Origin of the sequence: Paenibacillus apiarius (genome assembly GCF_017052585.1) — a bacterium.
GTDB classification, from domain to species: Bacteria; Bacillota; Bacilli; order Paenibacillales; family Paenibacillaceae; genus Paenibacillus_B; species Paenibacillus_B apiarius.
The window spans coordinates 3,962,846-3,983,214 of the sequence record NZ_JAFFHZ010000001.1 but is presented as its reverse complement, the minus strand read 5'-3'; the positions used below and the strand labels follow the sequence as shown (position 1 = coordinate 3,983,214).

At 50.3% G+C, this 20,369-nt stretch carries 20 protein-coding genes and 1 tRNA gene; 4 read left to right on the top strand and 17 right to left on the bottom strand.

Annotated elements, in window-relative coordinates; translation table 11 throughout:
* Positions 1-20: 20 nt before the first annotated feature.
* From hemA to JSQ80_RS17770, 9 genes are all read right to left on the bottom strand, one after another.
* A complete protein-coding gene (hemA, locus tag JSQ80_RS17810) occupies positions 21-1,412 on the bottom strand; it encodes a glutamyl-tRNA reductase (RefSeq protein ID WP_206096189.1) in 1,392 nt (463 codons plus the stop codon).
* A gap of 200 nt (positions 1,413-1,612) precedes the next feature.
* On the bottom strand, positions 1,613-2,152 hold the full coding sequence (locus JSQ80_RS17805; RefSeq protein WP_240463707.1) for an S-adenosylmethionine decarboxylase: 540 nt from the start codon (positions 2,150-2,152) through the stop codon (positions 1,613-1,615).
* Between the two features lie 206 nt (positions 2,153-2,358).
* Complete coding sequence (speD, locus tag JSQ80_RS17800) at positions 2,359-2,757, bottom strand: adenosylmethionine decarboxylase (RefSeq protein ID WP_019422390.1); 399 nt, start codon at positions 2,755-2,757, stop codon at positions 2,359-2,361.
* A gap of 370 nt (positions 2,758-3,127) precedes the next feature.
* Positions 3,128-3,715, bottom strand: a complete 588-nt coding sequence (locus JSQ80_RS17795; RefSeq protein WP_087436082.1) for a non-ribosomal peptide synthetase module — start codon at positions 3,713-3,715, stop codon at positions 3,128-3,130.
* Between the two features lie 257 nt (positions 3,716-3,972).
* On the bottom strand, positions 3,973-4,593 hold the full coding sequence (gene yihA, locus JSQ80_RS17790) for a ribosome biogenesis GTP-binding protein YihA/YsxC (RefSeq protein ID WP_087436081.1): 621 nt from the start codon (positions 4,591-4,593) through the stop codon (positions 3,973-3,975).
* A gap of 26 nt (positions 4,594-4,619) precedes the next feature.
* Entirely contained in the window at positions 4,620-4,868 is a 249-nt protein-coding gene (locus JSQ80_RS17785; RefSeq protein ID WP_206096188.1) for a hypothetical protein, read from the bottom strand.
* A 110-nt stretch (positions 4,869-4,978) separates the two neighbouring features.
* Positions 4,979-7,318, bottom strand: a complete 2,340-nt coding sequence (gene lon / locus JSQ80_RS17780) for an endopeptidase La (protein ID WP_206096187.1) — start codon at positions 7,316-7,318, stop codon at positions 4,979-4,981.
* A gap of 88 nt (positions 7,319-7,406) precedes the next feature.
* On the bottom strand, positions 7,407-9,140 hold the full coding sequence (lonB, locus tag JSQ80_RS17775; protein WP_087436079.1) for an ATP-dependent protease LonB: 1,734 nt from the start codon (positions 9,138-9,140) through the stop codon (positions 7,407-7,409).
* A 94-nt stretch (positions 9,141-9,234) separates the two neighbouring features.
* Positions 9,235-10,659, bottom strand: a complete 1,425-nt coding sequence (locus tag JSQ80_RS17770; RefSeq protein ID WP_206096186.1) for an alanine/glycine:cation symporter family protein — start codon at positions 10,657-10,659, stop codon at positions 9,235-9,237.
* Positions 10,660-10,948: 289 nt separating this feature from the next.
* On the opposite strand from JSQ80_RS17770, the gene JSQ80_RS17765 reads away from it, so the two are divergent.
* Entirely contained in the window at positions 10,949-11,986 is a 1,038-nt protein-coding gene (locus JSQ80_RS17765) for a M23 family metallopeptidase (protein WP_206096185.1), read from the top strand.
* A gap of 38 nt (positions 11,987-12,024) precedes the next feature.
* Positions 12,025-12,450: a bactofilin family protein gene (locus JSQ80_RS17760; RefSeq protein WP_206096184.1), complete on the top strand. Its 426-nt coding sequence runs from the start codon at positions 12,025-12,027 to the stop codon at positions 12,448-12,450.
* 66 nt (positions 12,451-12,516) lie between these two features.
* Here JSQ80_RS17760 and ispG read toward each other — a convergent pair whose 3' ends face one another.
* From ispG to JSQ80_RS17735, 5 genes are all read right to left on the bottom strand, one after another.
* Entirely contained in the window at positions 12,517-13,614 is a 1,098-nt protein-coding gene (gene ispG, locus JSQ80_RS17755; protein ID WP_087436075.1) for a flavodoxin-dependent (E)-4-hydroxy-3-methylbut-2-enyl-diphosphate synthase, read from the bottom strand.
* 43 nt (positions 13,615-13,657) lie between these two features.
* Positions 13,658-14,905, bottom strand: coding sequence for an ATP-dependent protease ATP-binding subunit ClpX (gene clpX / locus JSQ80_RS17750; protein ID WP_087436074.1), 1,248 nt, complete (start codon positions 14,903-14,905; stop codon positions 13,658-13,660).
* A 13-nt stretch (positions 14,906-14,918) separates the two neighbouring features.
* On the bottom strand, positions 14,919-15,515 hold the full coding sequence (gene clpP, locus JSQ80_RS17745; RefSeq protein ID WP_019422401.1) for an ATP-dependent Clp endopeptidase proteolytic subunit ClpP: 597 nt from the start codon (positions 15,513-15,515) through the stop codon (positions 14,919-14,921).
* A 347-nt stretch (positions 15,516-15,862) separates the two neighbouring features.
* On the bottom strand, positions 15,863-17,149 hold the full coding sequence (gene tig / locus JSQ80_RS17740) for a trigger factor (RefSeq protein WP_206096183.1): 1,287 nt from the start codon (positions 17,147-17,149) through the stop codon (positions 15,863-15,865).
* Positions 17,150-17,351: 202 nt separating this feature from the next.
* Complete coding sequence (locus JSQ80_RS17735; protein ID WP_206096182.1) at positions 17,352-18,290, bottom strand: hypothetical protein; 939 nt, start codon at positions 18,288-18,290, stop codon at positions 17,352-17,354.
* A 300-nt stretch (positions 18,291-18,590) separates the two neighbouring features.
* On the opposite strand from JSQ80_RS17735, the gene JSQ80_RS17730 reads away from it, so the two are divergent.
* Together JSQ80_RS17730 and JSQ80_RS17725 are read left to right on the top strand one after the other, a co-directional pair.
* Positions 18,591-18,667, top strand: a tRNA-Arg gene (locus JSQ80_RS17730).
* A gap of 184 nt (positions 18,668-18,851) precedes the next feature.
* Positions 18,852-19,154, top strand: coding sequence for a magnetosome magnetite crystal formation protein family (locus tag JSQ80_RS17725; RefSeq protein WP_087436071.1), 303 nt, complete (start codon positions 18,852-18,854; stop codon positions 19,152-19,154).
* A gap of 83 nt (positions 19,155-19,237) precedes the next feature.
* Here the strand turns inward: JSQ80_RS17725 and JSQ80_RS29535 are convergent, their stop codons facing one another.
* From JSQ80_RS29535 to JSQ80_RS17715, 3 genes are read right to left on the bottom strand one after another with little or no spacing between them, the layout of a single operon-like run.
* Positions 19,238-19,366, bottom strand: a complete 129-nt coding sequence (locus JSQ80_RS29535; protein ID WP_019422405.1) for a hypothetical protein — start codon at positions 19,364-19,366, stop codon at positions 19,238-19,240.
* Positions 19,367-19,415: 49 nt separating this feature from the next.
* The gene (locus JSQ80_RS17720) at positions 19,416-19,766 is read right to left on the bottom strand and encodes a carboxypeptidase (RefSeq protein ID WP_087436070.1); all 351 of its coding nucleotides are present in this window, start codon (positions 19,764-19,766) and stop codon (positions 19,416-19,418) included.
* A gap of 38 nt (positions 19,767-19,804) precedes the next feature.
* A complete protein-coding gene (locus JSQ80_RS17715) occupies positions 19,805-20,116 on the bottom strand; it encodes a hypothetical protein (protein ID WP_087436069.1) in 312 nt (103 codons plus the stop codon).
* Positions 20,117-20,369: the final 253 nt, after the last annotated feature.

The following is a 20,369-nucleotide window of genomic DNA, read 5'->3' as shown; positions in this document are numbered from 1 at the left end:
CGCCTCCCGTCGTCCTCCGCTTACCATGTGACGGCTGCCCAAGATAGCGCAGGCTTGGCCCGCTCCGGGTCAGATTCCGTCTCGCGCGATGCTTTGCCGGTAGTATGCTTCGCTTCGCGCTCCTCCGCGCTGGAAGTTGCCGCTTCCGGCTCTTCCAATGCGAATATTTGGGAGAAGAAACGCAGCGCATCTTCCCCGTCCTTCTCTGCGGCCAGCTCTTTAATTTGTAATATCGGATCATGCATCATCTGATTCAACATGCTCTTGGTCAAACGGCGGATAAGCTTCGCTTCGCGCTCGGACATATCTGGCAGCTTGTTGAACAAGCTCTCGATCGTATCTTGATGAATGCGCTCGGCCTTGCTCTGCAGCGCTCGAATTACCGGTGTGACGCCGAGCATTTTGAGCCATTGGTGAAAAGCCTCCAGTTCATCCGCAATAAACGCCTCAATCTTAGCGGCTTCCTTGCGCCGGATCGCCAGATTGCTCTCGACAATCCCTTCCAAATCGTCAATGTCGTAAAGAAAGACATTGGACACGTCCCCGATATGCGGATCCAAATCGCGCGGCACCGCAATATCGATAAGAAAGAGCGGACGCGATCTGCGGTTCTTCATCGCTTGCTCCACTTCGGCGGCTGATAAAATATAGTCCTTGGCCCCGGTAGAACTGATGACGATATCCGCATCGCGCAGCAGATGGCTTGCGTTGTCAAGTGTTCCTGCTCGTCCATTGAATTGCTTGGCCAGCTGTTCTGCGCGCTCCAGCGTGCGATTCGCTACCATAACTTCAGCCGCTCCGTTGGCATACAGATGCTTAACCGTCAATTCACTCATTTTCCCGGCGCCCAAAATGAGCACCTTCTTGCCATGAAACGATCCGAAGATTCGCTTGCCGAGCTCTACCGCGGCATAGCTGACCGATACAGCGTTGTCGTTAATGTTCGTCTCGGCATGGGCGCGCTTCGCAAGCGTGATCGCTTGCTTGAACAAGGTATTGAACCACGTTCCCGTAGTGCCTTGCTTCTGTGCGAACAGGAAAGCGCTTCTGATCTGGCCGAGAATTTGCGTTTCTCCAATAACCATGGAATCCAAGCCGGACGTGACCCGGAACAGATGCTCGACGGCTTGATCATCTTCATATATATAGAGGTAAGGCGTAAATTGCTGTCTAGGAATGTCAAACCACTGTTCCATAAAGCTGCGGATGAAGTAACCGCACATATGCAGCCGATCCACTACGACATAGAGCTCCGTTCGGTTGCATGTAGACACCATGACGCACTCAAGCACGCTCTTCGTCTGTCTCAGTTGTAAAAGCGCCTCTTGCCAATCGCTTTCGGGAAGAGCGAACTTCTCCCGAATCTCCACAGGCGCCGTACGATAATTCATGCCGACGACGACGATGTGCATTCGTTTCACCTGCTTTATCGAAATTTAGTACATTATCAGTTGATAATCATTATAACATGAATCGACACGATCATTCGTTCGTTATTTGAAAATATTATGAAATGCATGTCAAAATTTAGTCTGTGCTTGAATAACGCACCTTATACTACCATTCCTATTCTTCAAAGTCACCTTAATTTTATAAGAACAGCGTGTGCCAATTACGGATTCAAATATCGATCCAAGGCAGCGTGTAGCTGCTGCTCCGCCTCATGCAGCTCGTCATTTTTCGATGATATGATTTGTCCGCTTGAATTGACCAGATGACCATAGCTCTCATACATCGTTGCAATATGGTCCGCGGCATTCCCCAATATTTCTTGTTCGGTATCCGTCAACTGCCGTTCTCCGCTCATTTGCAGCACTGTCACGAATTCAACGAACCGGTTCAAGCCGGACAACGACGCCAGCTTCTTCGCTCCCACCGCCTTCACCAGCCTTTCATGGGTATACACGGTCGAGTAAGCAATCAGCTTCACTTTATTCAAGGGGGTCGCCGTATCGTATCGTTTCGCTTCCTGCATCGCTCCATTCAGCAGGTTCATTTGAAAATGGGCAACTTCATACAGCATGATCATCGGATTTTCTTTGCCGGCATGCGGATGCAGCAGGCCATACAACTGATAGGCGGGCCATATTAACAGAATAAACAGCAGCACAGGCAGAACGGCTCCCGCACGGAATCGCTTCGTTTTCATCATATCCTCCCAATCTAGAGGTTTTTTTGAGACAAACACGCATTTATATATGCTATGGGGGAGCTGACGGACAAATAACCATGGATACGAGTATCCATGGTTATTACATCGTGATTGGACAATTTTGTGTCAGCCGTACAATGGTGGCAGAAAATAAAAAAGCCCGCTCAACTGCTGCTTACAGCGGGTTGAGCGGGCTGGGCTGCCATTTATACCAACTCGGATACTTTCACATCCGGAGTAACTACTTGCAATTCACCTAATCCGCGCACTAATTTCTTAGCGAACGTTCTCTCCGGTTTCAATACAGAGACCAGGTAATCAATGGCCAGTTGCGGGTCTACTGTTTCTCCGCAAGTATAACAATCGATTGCTGCAAACCCACGTTCAGGATATGTGTGGATTGAAAGATGACTTTCAGACAACATGACAAGAACCGTTGCTCCTTGTGGTTCAAACTGTTTGGATTGAACGGACAAGACGGTCGCGCCACACGCTTCAGCGGCTTCTACTAATTGCGTTTGAAGAAATTCAGCATTGTTCAACAAATCGAAGTCGACTCCCCACGTATCAACAGCAACGTGTCTTCCGAAAGTTGAGTATTCCATCTTTCGGTTCCCCCTTCCTAGGAATAAAATGTTGGAAAAAAATTTCATCCGCTAGGACCTACGTCATTCACTTCTCGAGGGAATAATCTCTCGCAACAGGCAATGTCCTGAGTGAATCCTGGTTCCTATATTGTTTTCAACGAGATTAAAAATAACATCTTACACACATAAATGCAACCCTTTTTTTAAAATCGTTTTTCTGGGATGCAGTCCTCTTTCATTTTAATCCTCATTACAATATGGCCCATAAGCTTGTTAGGTGCACGCTGCGGCGGAAGCCGCTATGCAACCGGTGTTGTGCGCTGGTAACAAAAAAAGGCGCCCAAAGCTAAAGCTTCGGGCGCCTCTGTCCATGCTTATGAATTAACGTTCAGGCTTCCAGTATAAACAATTGGTGAGCCATGCGGCTAAGTTCTGCGTCGATATGATGGATCGCTTCCAAGTCGCGCGACCGATTCCGTTCATCCAGCAATGCGTTGATCTGGCTTTGGACGGAAGCAATACGCTGTTCTATGCTGTCATTGCGATACAGCTTCTGCAAGCTGCGAACCGTATCCTTATGTTCAAACACAACACGAGACTGGCCTTGCTTCTGCTCAATAATCTTACGTACAGCCCCGTCTTCATAATAATAAGTCATCGTAAATCCATAAAAAATCCGATTGACTACCGCTTCGCCACGGAAAGTGGCCACAAGTTTATGCATCACTTGCGTCAATTTCGGATGAACCAAGCGGCAAGACGTTACACAGACATACCGATTGCCTTGTTTCTCGAACAGGAAAGTAATCTCATCACCCTGACCGTCCTCAAGAACCACCTCTTGATTACCGTTTTCCAATACTTTTACCCGCCATAACGTGCATTGTAGTGCGAGCGACTGCAAAAATCGGGTCAACTGAGCTTCTGTTAACTGTAAACTGGCTTTCACATATTCTGTGGCTAACCGCCGAGCCATAAAAAATCTCCTCAATTCTTTTTTCATACCTGAATTCTTACTCATATTATACTACATGCAAAAAATGAATTCCTGTTTACCAGCAGCCAAATTATTGAGGATTTCTTAAAAAAACGGATTGAGGCCGAAGCAAGCTCATATTTTGCAACGGATCCTCACTAAATAGCCATTACATCCCCGTCTCGCGTTAACATCTAACATTTTCTATAAAATTACAAATCATCTGAAATGAATAATTATGCTTTTTTCTCCGCTTCTCAATCTTCAATTTCATCCGGACCTTCGTTATCGTGGAGACGAGCATGCTTCACAATCATGTCCCACAATTCCTCTCTGCCTTGCCCCGTCTCTGCCGAGAACAACACGCACGGAATGTCTGGTCTGAGACCCAGCGTGCTTCGCACTTGCTTGACATGCTTCGGCCAATGATTTTTCGAGATCTTATCTGCCTTCGTCGCGACTACGCACACCGGAACGCCATAGTGCGTCAGCCAGTCGTACATCATGCAATCGTCAGCCGTCGGCGGGTGGCGCAGATCAATGACGAGCAGGACAAGGCGGAGCGTGTCCCGATCCTGGAAGTACGCTTCAATCATGCGCCCCCAAGCTGCGCGCTGTTGCTTCGATACACGGGCATATCCGTACCCAGGCACGTCGACAAAATAAATATCTTCATTAATGCGATAATAATTGAGCTGCTGCGTTTTCCCCGGCTGCGAACTGGTGCGCGCCAGATTTTTCCGCATAATCAACCGATTGATTAACGATGATTTCCCCACGTTGGACCGTCCGGCCAGACCGATCTCCGGGAGTCCATCATCCGGATATTGCGCAGGACCAACAGCGCTGATAATAAATTCTGCGTTCGTAATTTTCATGTTATCGCAACCTCACCTTTACCCTCTTAACATCCATTGTACACGAAAACGGCGCCGAGAAGAAACCGGGAGCGCCGCGCTCTATCCGATCCGTCATCCAAGCTTGATGAGCTTCGCTCCCTCGGCACCTTCTGGCTGCTTGCTCCTCGAACCGTCATGGTCGCATCCGTTTGACGGGCTGCCATCGCATATCCGGATCTGCGTCCATTTACAGCTGATTGTATTGGATTATTTCCAACAACCCCCATGCCCGCGGTCATAACATGATGCTTCATTGGACAATATCCAATGGACAACCCGCTTGTCAGCTTATACTCAGCCCTCAAGCCAAGCAAAAAAAGCGGACGCATTGCAACCCGCGCCCGCTTCCGTGACATCCATATGCTTATTGCAGCGGCGGCTGCACCAAAAGAGCATGCTGCAGCACTTCATCCATATGCGATACCGGTATAAAGCTCATTTCTTCGCGAACGCTTTCCGGTACCTCATCCAGATCGCGCGCATTGTCTTGAGGGAAAATGACCGTCTTGATGCCTGCGCGCAGCGCAGCCAGCGACTTCTCCTTCAATCCGCCGATTGGCAGCACGCGGCCGCGCAGCGTAATCTCCCCGGTCATGGCCACATCCTTCGAGACATAACGGTTCGTCAAAGCAGAGACGAGCGCCGTAGCCATCGTAATGCCCGCAGAAGGACCGTCCTTCGGAATTGCGCCTTCCGGCACGTGCACGTGAATGTCTGACTTCTCGTGAAATCCCGGCTCCAGCTGCCACTGCTCCGCCTTCGAGCGAATATAGCTGAATGCCGCCTGCGCCGACTCCTTCATGACATCGCCAAGCTTGCCAGTCAACAGCAGCTTCCCGGATCCGGGCACGACGGTCACTTCGATATTCAGCGTGTCGCCGCCAACCTCCGTCCACGCAAGACCGGTAACCGTGCCGACTTGATTGTCGGTTTCCGCGAGACCGTAGCGGTATCTTGGCACCCCTAAATAATCGGATAACTCATCAGAATGAATGATGACTTGTTCCAGCTCGCCCGACACGATACGCTTCGCCGCCTTGCGGCACAAGGCAGCCAGTTGCTGCTCCAGCTGACGAACGCCAGCTTCGCGGGTATATTCGCGAATGACTCGCTCCACGCAAGCTTCGTCCACCGACACCTGCTCCTCCGCAAGGCCGTGCTCCCGCTTCTGCTTCGGGAGCAAATGGCGCTTGGCTATTTCCAGCTTCTCCAGCTCCGTATATCCCGATATGGATAGCAGCTCCATCCGGTCCAGGAGCGGACGCGGTATGTTATGCACCGCATTGGCAGTCGTCACAAACATGACACGGGACAGATCGACAGGCAGCTCAACGAAATGATCGCTGAACGTGTTGTTCTGCTCCGGGTCAAGCACCTCCAAGAGAGCGGAGGACGGATCCCCGCGAAAATCGGCTGCCATCTTGTCAATCTCATCAAGCAGCATAACCGGATTCAACGTGCCGGCCGTCTTCAATGCTTGAACGATTCGTCCTGGCAGCGCACCGACGTACGTGCGGCGATGACCGCGAATTTCCGCTTCGTCCCGCACTCCGCCAAGCGAAATGCGCACAAATTGGCGCCCCAATGATTTGGCTATGGAACGGGCGAGCGACGTCTTCCCGACACCCGGCGGCCCGACCAAACAAAGAATCGGCCCTTTCATCCGTTTCACCAGCTGCTGTACGGCCAAGTACTCAAGCACCCGTTCCTTCGGCTTCTCCAATCCATAATGGTCCGCTTCCAATATAGATTCCGCCTTATTCAAGTCCAAGTCGTCTTCCGTCAGCTTGGACCACGGAATCATAAAGAGCCAATCGATATAGTTGCGAATGACTGCCCCCTCCGCCGAAGTAGGCGGCATCTTCTCCAGGCGATCGATTTCTTTTTTGATTCTTTCGCGGACTTTATCCGGAGCCTCCAGCTCTTCAAGCTGCGTCCGCAGTTCGTCCACTTCACCCTGGCGCCCTTCTTTATCGCCGAGCTCCTTCTGGATTGCTTTCATCTGCTCACGCAAATAGTATTCCTTCTGCGTTTTCTCCATCTGCTTCTTAACACGCTGATTAATCTGCTTCTCCAGCTCGAGCACTTCGCTCTCGTTATTCAGCATCAGCAGAAGCTTATTCATGCGTTCGGCCGTATTAACGGTCTCAAGCAGCTCTTGCTTGTCTTTCATCTTGAGCGGAAGATGGCTCGCGATGACATCCGTGAACCGTCCCGGTTCCGTAATATCGGATACGGAAGCGAGCGTTTCAGGCGTTACTTTTTTGGACATATGCACGTAATTCTCAAACTGAGACAGTACCGTCCGCATTAACGCTTCGGTCTCCGAAGACGTCGTGCCGTCTTCTTCCTCCAGCACACGCGCGTTGACCTCATAAAATTCGTCATTCGGCACATAATCGATAGTCTCTGCCCGCTCCACACCCTCCACCAGCACGCGAATCGTGCTGTTCGGCAGGCGGAGCATCTGGCGGACCTTAGCTACCGTCCCGATGCGAAATATATCCTCTTGCGAAGGCTCCTCAATGCTTACCTCCGATTGCGTACACAAGAGCAGCATTTGGTCCCCCATCATCGCATGCTCGAGCGCTTTTACAGATTTGTCGCGCCCGACATCGAGATGAAGCACCATGCTCGGGTACACGAGCAATCCTCTAAGCGGAAGAAGAGGCAGTCGGCGTCCCTTCGTATGTTTAAGCCCCATCGTTCGGCACCCCCATGGTCTACCTTATCTTATACACATGTAAGCAACATTTTATCAAATGTTCACTTAAAACACCAATGTGCCGGACTCAAGCGAAGCCATTTGGTTCGGAATGCTTCGTATTGTCCGAGGCTTCCGCATGCATAAGCGGCATCGCTGCGCCGGAAGCCCGTTCAAACGGCTTCGACATGTGCAGCGGGTCTTCCTGCATGTGGCTGCCGAAGGAATGCGCGAAAGCTTCACTCACATGCTCGATAGGAATTACTTGCAGACCACCCAAATCAGCGAAGATTTCCTGCCAGTTCTCCTTCGGAATAAGCACCCGCGTTGCGCCAGCTTGAAATGCGGCTTCCACCTTGGCCAGCACGCCGCCTACCGGCTTAATGCGGCCGTGAATGCTCATCTCTCCAGTCATCGCCACCTTGTTGTCTACAGGCCATTGATTGATCGCCGAAGCGATGGCAACCGCCATGGCCACCCCGGCCGAAGGCCCGTCTACAGGCGAACCGCCCGGGAAGTTGATGTGCAGATCGTAATTGGCGGTCTCATAACCCAGACTGCGCAGCACGGTAAGAACGTTCTCCACCGAGCCTTTCGCCATGCTCTTCCGGCGCAAGGTCCGGCTTCCGCCGCCAAGCTCCTCTTCATCCACCGCGCCGGTAACTGTATATTTGCCGTGCCCATTTTTCACCCGGATCGCGCTCACTTCAATTTCAAGCAGCGCCCCCATGCTCGGGCCGTATACGGCAAGTCCGTTCACAAGGCCCACCTGCGGCTCGGCAGGCACTTTGCGGTCCGGGCGCGGAGCAATCTGACTGCAATTCGCTACCCATTCCACGTCCGCAGCCTCGATGGCGGAGCGCCCTTCCGACATGGCAAGCCCTGCGGACAACTGTACGATATTGACGGCTTCCCGGCCATTCGTAGCATATTTTTTGACCATGTCGACCGCTTCCTTCGAAGGCGGAAACCCAATTTTGCGCACGGCATGCTCCGCAATGGATTCAATCTCTTCCGGCAGGAGCGGACGGAAATAAATCTCCATGCAGCGCGAACGAAGCGCCGGAGGAAGATCCTGCGGAGACCTCGTCGTAGCTCCCACCAAGCGAAAGTCGGCAGGCAGGCCATTTTGAAAAATATCGTGAATATACGTCGGAATATTCGAATCCTCGGAATTGTAATAAGCGCTCTCGAGAAACACCTTCCGATCCTCGAGCACTTTCAGCAGCTTATTCATCTGGATCGGATGAAGTTCGCCGATCTCATCAATGAAGAGCATTCCGCCATGAGCCTTGGTCACGGCTCCCGGCTTCGGCTGCGGGATGCCAGCAACTCCCATTGCGCCGGCCCCTTGATAGATCGGGTCATGCACCGAGCCAATTAACGGATCGGCAATGCCGCGTTCATCGAAGCGGGCGGTCGTCGCGTCAATTTCGGTAAATTTCGACTCCATCGTAAAGGGAGAGCTCGGATTTTTCTTCGCTTCCTCCAATACAACACGCGCCGCCGCTGTTTTGCCCACCCCCGGAGGCCCGTACACGATGACATGCTGCGGATTCGAGCTGCAGAGCGCGGCCTTCAACGCCTTCAGCCCGTCGCGCTGTCCGACAATATCGTCCATTGTCGTCGGTCTCGTCTTCTCGGCTAGCGGCTTCGTTAATGAAATGGAGCGCAGCCTGCGCAATTTGTCCATTTCCTTCTTCGATTCGCGATCGACCGCCGAGCGGTTGCCCTTCTGACTGCGCAGCAAATTCCAGAAATAAATGCCGATGACAACGGCAAAAAACGCGTTGATCAGCATCAAGATTACACTTAAATTCATCGTTCCATCCTCCCGTGACGCCTATTTCAGGCACAAAAAAATCCGGCAAAGTTTAATACTTGGTAGTATTGCCCTTTGCCGGATGCATTATAAGTTAGTTTTGGCCGGAGTTTGAATTTCGTTCCCAACATTCGGCATGCTTTAAGCCAGGGACCGAATCCGCGTAAAATACGGGCTCTTCGCCAAGCTTGCGCTGCCGCATATAATCCTTCAATGCTCCAAACGCCACTTTTCCCAGAAGCATGATGACAATCAAGTTGATGAACGCCATGAAACCCATGAACAGGTCCGCCAAGTTCCATACGAGCGTAATCTTGGCGACGGAGCCGAACAACACCATGCCTACAACCCCAAGGCGATAAGCGAGCAGCCAGCCCTTTTTCTTCGTAATGAACTCGATATTGCTCTGCCCGTAATAATAATTTCCGATAAGCGAAGTGAACGCAAACAAAAAGATAGCGAAGCCAACGAACATATGCGCCCAATCCCCGACCTGCGAAGCAAGCGCATATTGCGTCAATCTGATTCCATCCAGTTCCCCATTCGTGGAGACGCCTGAAAACAGAATGATGAATGCCGTCGCCGAACAGACGAGCAGCGTATCGACGAACACGCCGAACGATTGAACCAAGCCTTGCTTAACCGGATGCGTGACATGAGCGGTCGCCGCCGCATTCGGAGCGCTCCCCATCCCGGCCTCGTTCGAGAACAAGCCGCGTTTGATCCCGTTCATAACGGCGGCTCCGATTCCCCCTGCTGCCGCTTCCTGAAATCCGAATGCACTCTTCACAATGGAAGCGAACACCCCCGGAATGGCGTCAAAATTCATGACCATGACGAACAATGCGATCGCAATATAAGCAAGCGCCATAATCGGCACGATTGTAGCCGATACTTTCGCGATTCGCTGCACGCCGCCGAATATCGTCGGAACGACAAGCACCGCAAGAATGATCCCCATATATAGAGGATCCAGGCTGAACATATCCTGAAACGCAGCACTTACGGTATTCGCCTGTACGGAGTTAAACACAAATCCGAAGCTGAACGTGATAAGAATGGCGAACACGATGCCAAGCCAGCGCGCATTGAGCGCTTTTTCCATATAGTAAGCCGGACCTCCGCGGAAATGCTTGCCGTCGCGCACCTTGTATACCTGTGCCAGCGTCGATTCCACGAATCCGGAGGCGGCTCCGATGAGCGCAATGGCCCACATCCAGAATACAGCCCCCGGCCCCCCGAGCGAGATGGCGAGGGCTACCCCTGCCAAATTGCCCGTACCTACACGGGAAGCCGTGCTCATCGCAAACGCTTGGAAAGAGGATACGCCCTTCTCATGGCCACTCGTCTTTTTGGTATCGCGTCCCAACATGATGCGGAATGTTTCTTTTATCGCCGAAAGCTGAACGAATCTCGTTCGCAACGAAAAATAAAGTCCTGCGGCAATTAATATAAAAATGAGCATTAAGTACCATAGATCATTAAAGTATCCAATCGAGTCTTGGATTTTTTCAATCATATACCGCACCCTTTCTTGTTGAATATCTTCGAGCCGATTCTCAGTATGTTAAGTTTACTAACACGCAACAAGAATGATTGTAACTTAAATTAACGCTAATGGCAAAATGTTTTTTATCATATTACTATTAGTGATAAATTTTACCTTTTAACAGCCGACACATCTTGATTTATTCCATCAAATATTGACTAATTCGCTTCCAATTTTCTGTAGATCATGTACAATAGGAGTGTTGTATGTATGTATGAAGATCTATTCAAACCCGCCATATTAAAGGGAGGATGCAACGATGGCCAGGTCTGACGACCGCAGCTGGACATGGATGCTAATTCGAGGCGCCAATCGACCGGCGATTCAATATAGATTGCCTAAGACAATAGTTATGCTTGTCACCTTTGTTATCATTCTAATTTTTCAAACCCTGCTTATATCGTTCGTTATTCAGCGCGTTACCATTCATCACGCCCTCACACAAGTCGAACAGCTTGAGTCGAATCTCACGCAAAAGGAACGCCAGCTTGCCGAAATGAACCGGCAATTAGCCGTTATCACTGAAGCCTCCGCTCAAATGAAGATACGGATGGACAAAGTGTCGCAATGGGAACGCCAGCTTCGCTCTTATCTTCATGTGTCAAGCAAGGCCGACACGCCGGCGGCACAGAAGCCGCCGGCGCCGTTATCCGGAGAGCGGCCTTTTGCGCAGCTGCCCGGCCTAATACCCGTGGGCGGAGAATTCATTGAATCTGCCTTGCCGCCGCAGCGGGTATCATTCACAGAGCAGACGAAGTCGTTGGTTGACGCGCATCCCGCATTATCCATGTGGCACGAATCGCGCAGACAGCTGGAGCAAATGGAACGAACTTGGAACGAATGGGAAACAGAGATTCCGCTCTTGCTTGAGCAAGCGGATTCATTCAAGAAAAAACTGGATGCGACGCCAACTCTATGGCCTACAAACAGCACGCGCATCACCTCCGCATTCGGAGACCGGGACGATCCATTCCACCGCAGCAATGCGTTTCACTCAGGCTTGGATATTGCAGGAAATACCGGAGACAGCGTCTATGCCGCCGCAGTAGGTGAAGTAATCGCATCAGATGTTGATGCATTGAAAGGCAACTATATTATTATCAAACATCATAACGGCCTCTCTACCCGGTATTTGCATATGAGCAAACGCTTGGCCAAAGCAGGAGACAAGGTAGCAAAAGGGCAAATCATCGGAGAAGTAGGTTCGACCGGCAGGAGCACCGGACCTCACCTGCATTTTGAAATCAGGCAAGGCGATGAAGCTATCGACCCGGAGGGCTATATCAGTCCGCCGTAATCGCTAACAACGTTATTATACGAAAGAGGGGATTCAGTTTGTTTTCCAAAGCATCGAATGCTAAAAAACCACCCGGTACCGATACGCTAATCGGACAGGCGACCAAGCTGGAAGGACAGTTGGACTGCGAAACCGATTTGCGTATTGAGGGGACCGTTAAAGGAGACGTCACTTGCAGCCGTGATGTCACCATCGGAGAAACCGGCGTCGTGGAATCCAATATGCGGGCGGCTAACGCCATCATTGCAGGCACAATGAACGGAGACGTGGATGCAACAGGAATGATTGTCATCGAGCAAACCGGCCGATTAAATGGCAATACATGCTGCAGCGCTTTTATTATCAAAGAAGGCGGGCATTTCAACGGGACAAGCCGTATGTCAGTCGAAGCCCTTGACAAGCAATCGGGAAAGGCTGGCAAAGCGGCAAAGCAGCATGCGGCCGAGGCAGCAATGGAATCATAATTACATAGCAGCCAAAAAAAACACACGAACGTTGCGGCAACGTTCGTGTGTTTGCGTATGTGACCGTTAATGCTTGCGGCCCGGAATCTTGCCGGTGCGTTCATATTCAGTCACGATATAATCAATTTCCTTCTTCAGCTCGGAGACAAGCTCCTGCTCCGGCACTTTGCGAATCATCTCTCCGTAACGGAACAGCAATCCCTCACCGCGGGCGCCAGCAATGCCGATGTCTGCCTCGCGGGCTTCGCCCGGTCCGTTGACGGCACAGCCGAGCACCGATACTTTAATCGGCACTTTCAGCTTCGAAATATACTCTTCGACCTCGTTCGCAATCGAGAACAGGTCAATATCGAGCCGACCGCAAGTCGGGCAGGATACGAGCGTTGCCGCATTCGTAATCAAGCCGAACGACTTCAACAGCTCGCGAGCCACCTTCACTTCTTCGACCGGGTCAGCGCTTATGCTGACACGAACCGTCGACCCAATCCCCATCGCCAGTAGCGCACCAAGGCCGGCAGCGCTCTTCACCGTCCCGGAGAACAGCGTTCCTGCTTCGGTAATACCTAAATGGAGGGGATATGGAATAACCTCGGCAGCTTTCGTATAAGCCGCTATCGCCATCGGCACATCGGACGCTTTCAATGACACGATAATATCGTGGAAATCAAGCTCCTCCAAAATTCCGATATGGAACAAAGCGCTCTCCACCATCGCTTCCGGTGTAGGGTAGCCATATTTTTCAAGCAAATGGTTTTCAAGCGAACCCGCGTTCACTCCGATGCGAATCGGAATCCCGTGTTCTTTGCACGCTTTCACCACAGCTTCGACCTTCTCGCGGCGTCCGATATTGCCTGGATTAATACGCACTTTGTCGATGCCGTTCTCGATCGCCTTCAGCGCCAAGCGGTAGTCAAAATGAATATCTGCGACGAGAGGTATGGAAATTTGCTTTTTGATGTCTTTAATCGCTTCCGCCGCTTCTTGATTGTTGACGGTAACACGGACTATCTGACATCCCGCTTCCTCCAGACGATGAATCTCGGCAACGGTTGCCTGCACATCCGCCGTCTTCGTCGTGCACATGCTCTGGATGATAACGTCGTTGCTCCCGCCAATCGTTACATTGCCTACTTGAACAGGTCTAGTCTGATGTCGCAAATACATGATTCACTCTCTCCCATGCCGGAAACGGACGGAAAAGCGCCGGTTAGGCGCTTTCCTCTTGCTTCTTATCCGTCGTTAGTTCCGGAATCATTCGTTCACGGACCACTTGTTCCGTTATGACACATGTCGTAATATCGTCACGCGACGGCACTTCATACATCACATCGAGCATGATGCCCTCGATGATCGCCCGCAGTCCGCGCGCACCTGTGCTTCGTTTGATGGCTTCGCGCGCGATAGCCTCCAATGCGCCCGCTTCAAATTCGAGCTTCACATTGTCCATCTCAAGCAGCTTCTGATACTGCTTCGTGAGCGCGTTCTTCGGCTCGCTCAGGATACGGACAAGCGTATGCTCATCAAGCGGCTCCAATGTGGAGATGACCGGCAAGCGGCCTACGAATTCTGGAATCAGGCCGAACTTAAGCAAGTCTTCCGGAAGCGTCATGGACAAATATTCACCCGGTTTGAGATCCTTCTGTCCTCCGTCCGCGTTAAAGCCGATAATCTTCTTCCCGACACGACGCTTAATGATTTGCTCCAGGCCGTCAAACGCCCCGCCGCAAATAAACAAGATGTTCGTTGTATCGATTTGAATAAATTCTTGATGCGGGTGCTTGCGTCCGCCTTGAGGCGGTACCGAAGCAACCGTCCCCTCCAAAATTTTGAGCAGCGCCTGCTGCACGCCTTCGCCCGACACGTCGCGCGTAATGGAAGGATTCTCGGATTTGCGCGCCACTTTATCGATTTCGTCAATATATATAATGCCGCGCTCCGCTTTCTCCACATCATAATCTGCCGCTTGGATCAGCTTAAGCAAAATATTCTCAACGTCTTCACCGACATAACCCGCTTCCGTCAAGGAAGTCGCATCCGCAATCGCAAACGGAACATTCAAAATTTTTGCCATCGTCTGCGCCAAGAGCGTCTTGCCCGAACCAGTAGGTCCGACCAGCAAAATATTGCTCTTTTGCAGTTCTACGTCTTCAATCTTGTTCTGCGTATTAATACGCTTGTAGTGATTGTATACAGCTACGGACAGCGATTTCTTCGCTTGCTCCTGACCGATGACGTATTGATCCAAAATAGAGCGGATTTCCTTCGGCTTCGGAATATCCTTCAGATCGATTTCTTCCTCGTGACCGAGCTCTTCCTCAACAATCTCGTTGCATAACTCGATGCATTCGTCACATATATAAACGCCAGGTCCAGCCACTAATTTCCGTACTTGTTCCTGGGACTTGCCGCAGAACGAGCACTTCAATTGGCCTTTCTCATCATTAAATTTAAACACTCGGTATCCCCCCTTACTTCAGCTCCGGACTGCCCGGATGCAGAACGTGGTCGACGAGGCCATATGCCTTCGCGTCATCCGCGCTCATGAAGTTGTCACGGTCTGTGTCGCGTTCAATCTTCTCCAGCGGTTGTCCCGTGCGTTCTACATAAATTTGGTTAAGCTTCTGTCTTGTCTTGATAATCCAGTCCGCATGAATCTTAATATCGGACGCCTGCCCTCGCACTCCGCCAAGGGGTTGATGAATCATAATCTCGCTGTTCGGCAGCGCGATGCGCTTGCCTGGCGCTCCCGCCGTCAACAGGAGAGAACCCATGCTGGCCGCCAAGCCGACGCAAATGGTGGAAACGTCCGGCTTGATATGCTGCATCGTATCGAAGATGGCCATACCGGCCGTAACCGATCCGCCTGGAGAGTTAATGTACAAGTGAATATCCTTTTCCGGATCATCCGCCTGCAAAAACAACAATTGCGCAATGACGCTGTTGGCTACGTCATCATCGATTGCGCTGCCTAGGAAAATGATGCGGTCCTTAAGCAAGCGCGAGTAAATATCATAAGAGCGTTCGCCGCGATTTGTCTGTTCGATGACCATCGGGATTAAGTTCATGGTACCGACCTCTTTTCTTTACAAAGCTATACATTTGTATTTTATCATTTTCTGTACTCGATGTCATTTTTACACCGATTACCAATAGTGTATGTACGGCAAATTGGCCTATTCCCTTGAAGCGATCAAGATCCTGATTTGAATTGCGCACGTGTATGGTATGGTACCCTAACCAGCAACAGTCTACTTATACAATATGTACACCCTTGGCTCGGGTGGTGAAACGTTATGTGTGTGAGTTGTGATAGGCGTAAATGGCTGGGCTTATGAAAAAATAAGGCACGCCTTCTTAGAGTAACGTGCCTTATCCTGTTACGCCGCAGGTGATCTCTGCAGCTGATATGTGATTAGTTTTTACTGTTGTCCACGAGGAATTTAATCGTTTTGCGAATTGCAGCTTCTTCACGCAAGTTGTCGATCGTACCATTATTTTCTAAAATAGTGCGAATTTCCTCAGCGGAACGCTGATATGCTTTCGCCATTTTCTCAAGCTCTTCTTGCAATTCTTCATCCGAAATGGACACATTCTCTTCTTTCGCGATTTGCTCCAACACGAGGTTGTTCTTCACGCGAGTGTTTGCTTCTTTTTGCATTTGTTCGCGTAAATCAGCAATCGTCTGACCGGACAACGTCAAGAACATGTCGATGTTCATGCCTTGCATGCGCAGGCGGTTGTCAAGGTCTTTGACCATATGTTGAATTTCGGACTCGATCATCGCGTGTGGAATTTCCACTTCCGCGTTTTGAGCCGCTTTTTCAACAACTGCCGCTTCGCGAGCCGATTCGGCTTCGCGCTCTTTGCGTTCTTGAAGCTGCTTCTGCAAGTCTGCTTTGTATTCGTCCAACGTTTCGAATTCGCTTACGTCTTTCGCAAACTCATCATCAAGCTTAGGCAATTGCTTGCGCTTGATTTCGTGAACTTTTACTTTGAAGACAGCCGGCTTGCCAGCCAAGTTCTCTGCATGATAATGCTCAGGGAACGTTACTTCAACGTCTTTGAAGTCGCCTGTGCCAAGACCGACCAACTGTTCTTCGAAGCCTGGGATGAACGAGTTGGATCCGAGTTCCAGCGTATAGCGTTCTGCTTTGCCGCCTTCAAATGCTTCACCGTCAACGAATCCTTCGAAGTCGATAACGACGCTGTCGCCTGTCGCTGCCGTATCTTCGTCAACGATAACAAGCTCGGCATGGCGCTCTTGCATGCGTGTCAGTTCAGCACTCAGCTCTTCGTCCGTTACTTCAACCTCTTGCTTCTCAACTTCGAGGCCTTTGTAATCACCAAGCTTCACTTCAGGTTTAACCGTAACTTTTGCTTTGAACTTGAATGTTTGGCCTTTGCCAATCTGTTCAACTTCAATTTCCGGTTGATCTACCGGTTTAATTTCAGTTTCCTTGACCGCTTGGGTATATGCCTCTGGAAGCATAATGTCAATAGCTTCTTGGTACAAGCTTTCCACGCCATATTTTGCTTCAAAAATCGGGCGAGGCACTCGTCCTTTACGGAAACCAGGAACGTTCGCACGCTTGGACACTTTCTTAAATGCTTGGTCCAGTGCTTCCGTTACGCGATCCGCATTGACCTCCACTTCCAAAACCCCAACGTTATTCTCTATTTTTTCCCAAGTAGCTTTCATTTTATGCCTTCCCCTCCAAAAAAAATCACATGGCTAGAGTGTACCATAACACGTCCAGAATAACCATTATAGTATAGCCGACTACGAAAACTTTTTCAAGATGGGCGTATTTGCCACTTCAAAGCATGCATCGCCGCAATCCAATATGCTATATTTATAGAGTTTGTTCAAAATGATATTGCGGTTAAGCCGCTTCTTCCCCTTACTCACCGCTTAATGATCGAGTAAGCGAACGGAGAGCACGCTCATATACGATTCGCAGCTCATCGGTAATTCCGTATATGGATTTTACTTCGAACTCTTCCTCTTCCAAGTGCAAAAGACGCGCCACGATGCGATGCAAAGCCGCGGCCCAAGCATTCGCTTCCAACTTCCCCCCCTCGCACAGCGTGCGATAAAGCTCCGTACCATAGATGAGCTTCAAATATTGATGCCACATCTCTTGAGCAAAGTAAGCCAGCGACGGTTCACGCACCGAGGCGGCATCGTTGACTCTCTCTGCCGGCGCGATGGCGGCGGAAGGAAACGAGGCAAGCTCGAGCGGCGTCGCTTCCACATCGGCAACGATAATCTCTTGCCCGCGCATGAAGCGGATCTCACCTTCGACGCCTCTGCGCTTCAATGTTTGCAATATGCTGAATTGCAGAAGCGGGTGAAGCTCCCGCTCCTCCAGCAGAAGCATGAGCGCCTCGTCTACGCGCGCATCTTCCGCTGCCGCAAGCTGCTCAAGCACCAATAGCTTGCGATCATCCATATCGCCTTCCGTAAGCGAAGCAAGCAGACGCTCCGTATATTGCTCATCCGCATGCACCTTTTCTTGAAATTGACGCCGGAGCATATCCCGTTCCGTTTCTTCTTCGGCAGATGAAGTCTCGCCGGGATCGCCGGCTCCGAGTTGCCAACCGTCCTCAGGCCGTTCTGCTTCCGGAAACGCCGAAGTCAGCCATTGCAGCAATGCGTGCCATTCTGCGCGAATGCGGGAATCCTCCCCGTCGCACTGCAGCAGAAAACGCAGCAAAGAGATTGCCTCGCCGTACCGTTCAGTTTCCAACATTCGGGTTAGTTCAATTTGATAGTAATCATGCGTTTTCGGAAATAGAACGACTTTATTTTTTGTCGATGGGGAATGTTCTTCCGTCATACGAGCACCTTCTTTCTTTACAAACCAACTGCTTTGAACTTACACGTATTCTTCTATTTAGTATCCTATGTATTTGCATCAAACCGTTGCCGGGAGCGGTTACAATCGCATTATAACATACCGCGCTACCTCCTGTTCAATAGCCATCCATTGCATGGGTGCGCTGCGGATAATAAACGTGATGCAATGGCGGATCAAGAGGGATGCAAAAAATAATAATGATCTATTTCTGATTTAACTGTTGCATGAAACGAATTTTTTTGTTAAAATCATAAATGTTCTAATTTTTCTTCTTTACCTGTCCCAGTAGCTCAGCTGGATAGAGCAACGGCCTTCTAAGCCGTCGGTCGGGGGTTCGAATCCCTCCTGGGACGCCATTTGCGAATACATAATGCCGCCTGCACAGGCGGCTTTTTTTGTGTTCAGCAATTGATGCGGGAAGTAGATGACTGCATCAATTGCAAGCTCCTGATAATGGCTGGCGCACATCGGGTAGTTGCCGGTAATGGAATTCCAAATAATCTGATATACTGTTCTTACTATGGACGAGAGGAGAATAACATGTCGACTCGACACATATTGTCTTCGCTAAGCTATTTCAGCATATTCTTTGCCGGGTTTATTTTACCGCTTGTAATTTGGCTCGTGGCCAGTGATCCATATATTAAGCATCATGCCGGCCGCGCATTGTTTTCGCACATTCTTCCCTATGCGTTTATCGTTATGGCGTTGATCAGCTTCTTTACAGCCCAGTTTTTGTTAAGTATCGGTCTCGTCATTATTATGGGGATCGCTTCTTTGTTCATCGTCATCTGGAACGTCATTATGGGCGTGCGCGTATTGCGAGAAGGCGGAGCGTTTTAATGTCTCCGATACAGCTCGAAGGCCCTGCCCTCCTTGGCAGGGCCTTCGTTGTTCCTCCAAGATGCGTACAGGCATCCGATCCGCTATTTGTTTATGAATTCCCACGGGTTTTTCTCCGCAGGATGCTTATGATTGCCGGCTAGGACCGCATTGGCATGCTTCTTCTGATGAACGTATTTGTTGCCTTTGTTCTGTTTGAATTGTTCTGTCACTTCTTTTCACCTCCTTTCCCAAGGAGTTCGCCGGAACCCGCTGCATGCATCAATCCATCTGGAACAAGTCATCGACCGCATATCGAACTTCAGTCGAACCTAACACGGCATCCAAAAATTGCGATTTGGCATTGAAATCCACTCCGTAATCATTCGTGATAAAGGTTTCCGCCGCTACTTCTTCAAATGCGGTATGCATATTGTTGTCATACCAATCGTTAGCCATGCTTGCATCATTGCGCACGACGCGGACCAATTCATAACCGCCGTTACGGACGGGGGCAATATATGCAAGCAGCGGAATTTCTTTGTCATCTGCCGGAATGATGCCGACCTCGGCGCATAAGCGCCCGTCAATCTCCACGGGCCGCCGGAATTTGGTTGCTTTAATCTCGATCATGTCTGCTCTCCTCCGATTACATTGTGCCTTTCCCAAGGCTACGATTGCCGATCGAACATTTGCTCCACGAAGCGCTTCGTATCAGCGTTACCGAGCTTATGAATGTACATATATACCGCATGCACTCTTTGCTGGTAGGACATGTTTATTTCTTCATTCGATTGACGCATGATAAGCGTGAAGTAGTTACGGAACGCATCGGTCTCCGCATCCCCCAAATCATCAATCAACGCCTGCAAATGCTCACGCTCCGCTCCGGTCGCTTCAACAATAAATTCATACCTCCCGGACGTAGGATCCGTTACGACTGTCCGCTGTTGAACAGACACATAGTAAGGTTGGCGCTTCATTGCACACCTCCTTTTTTCTGCCGCGCGCAAGCGATGGGCTTCGCCAAAAAAACATCATGAATGACCTGTATGTCTCCAGCAGCATCACAGCGTATGCCTCACGCGGCCGCTCCTCAATAACTTCATAAGGAGTTTTTCTTATCATCTCCCGATGGACATACATCTTATGCTGTTTTGCGCATACCCATGGTATTATCTCAATCTTCCAGCTGCCCGGTGTGTTCGGTCTTCCGGGGGACAGATTGATGCGGAG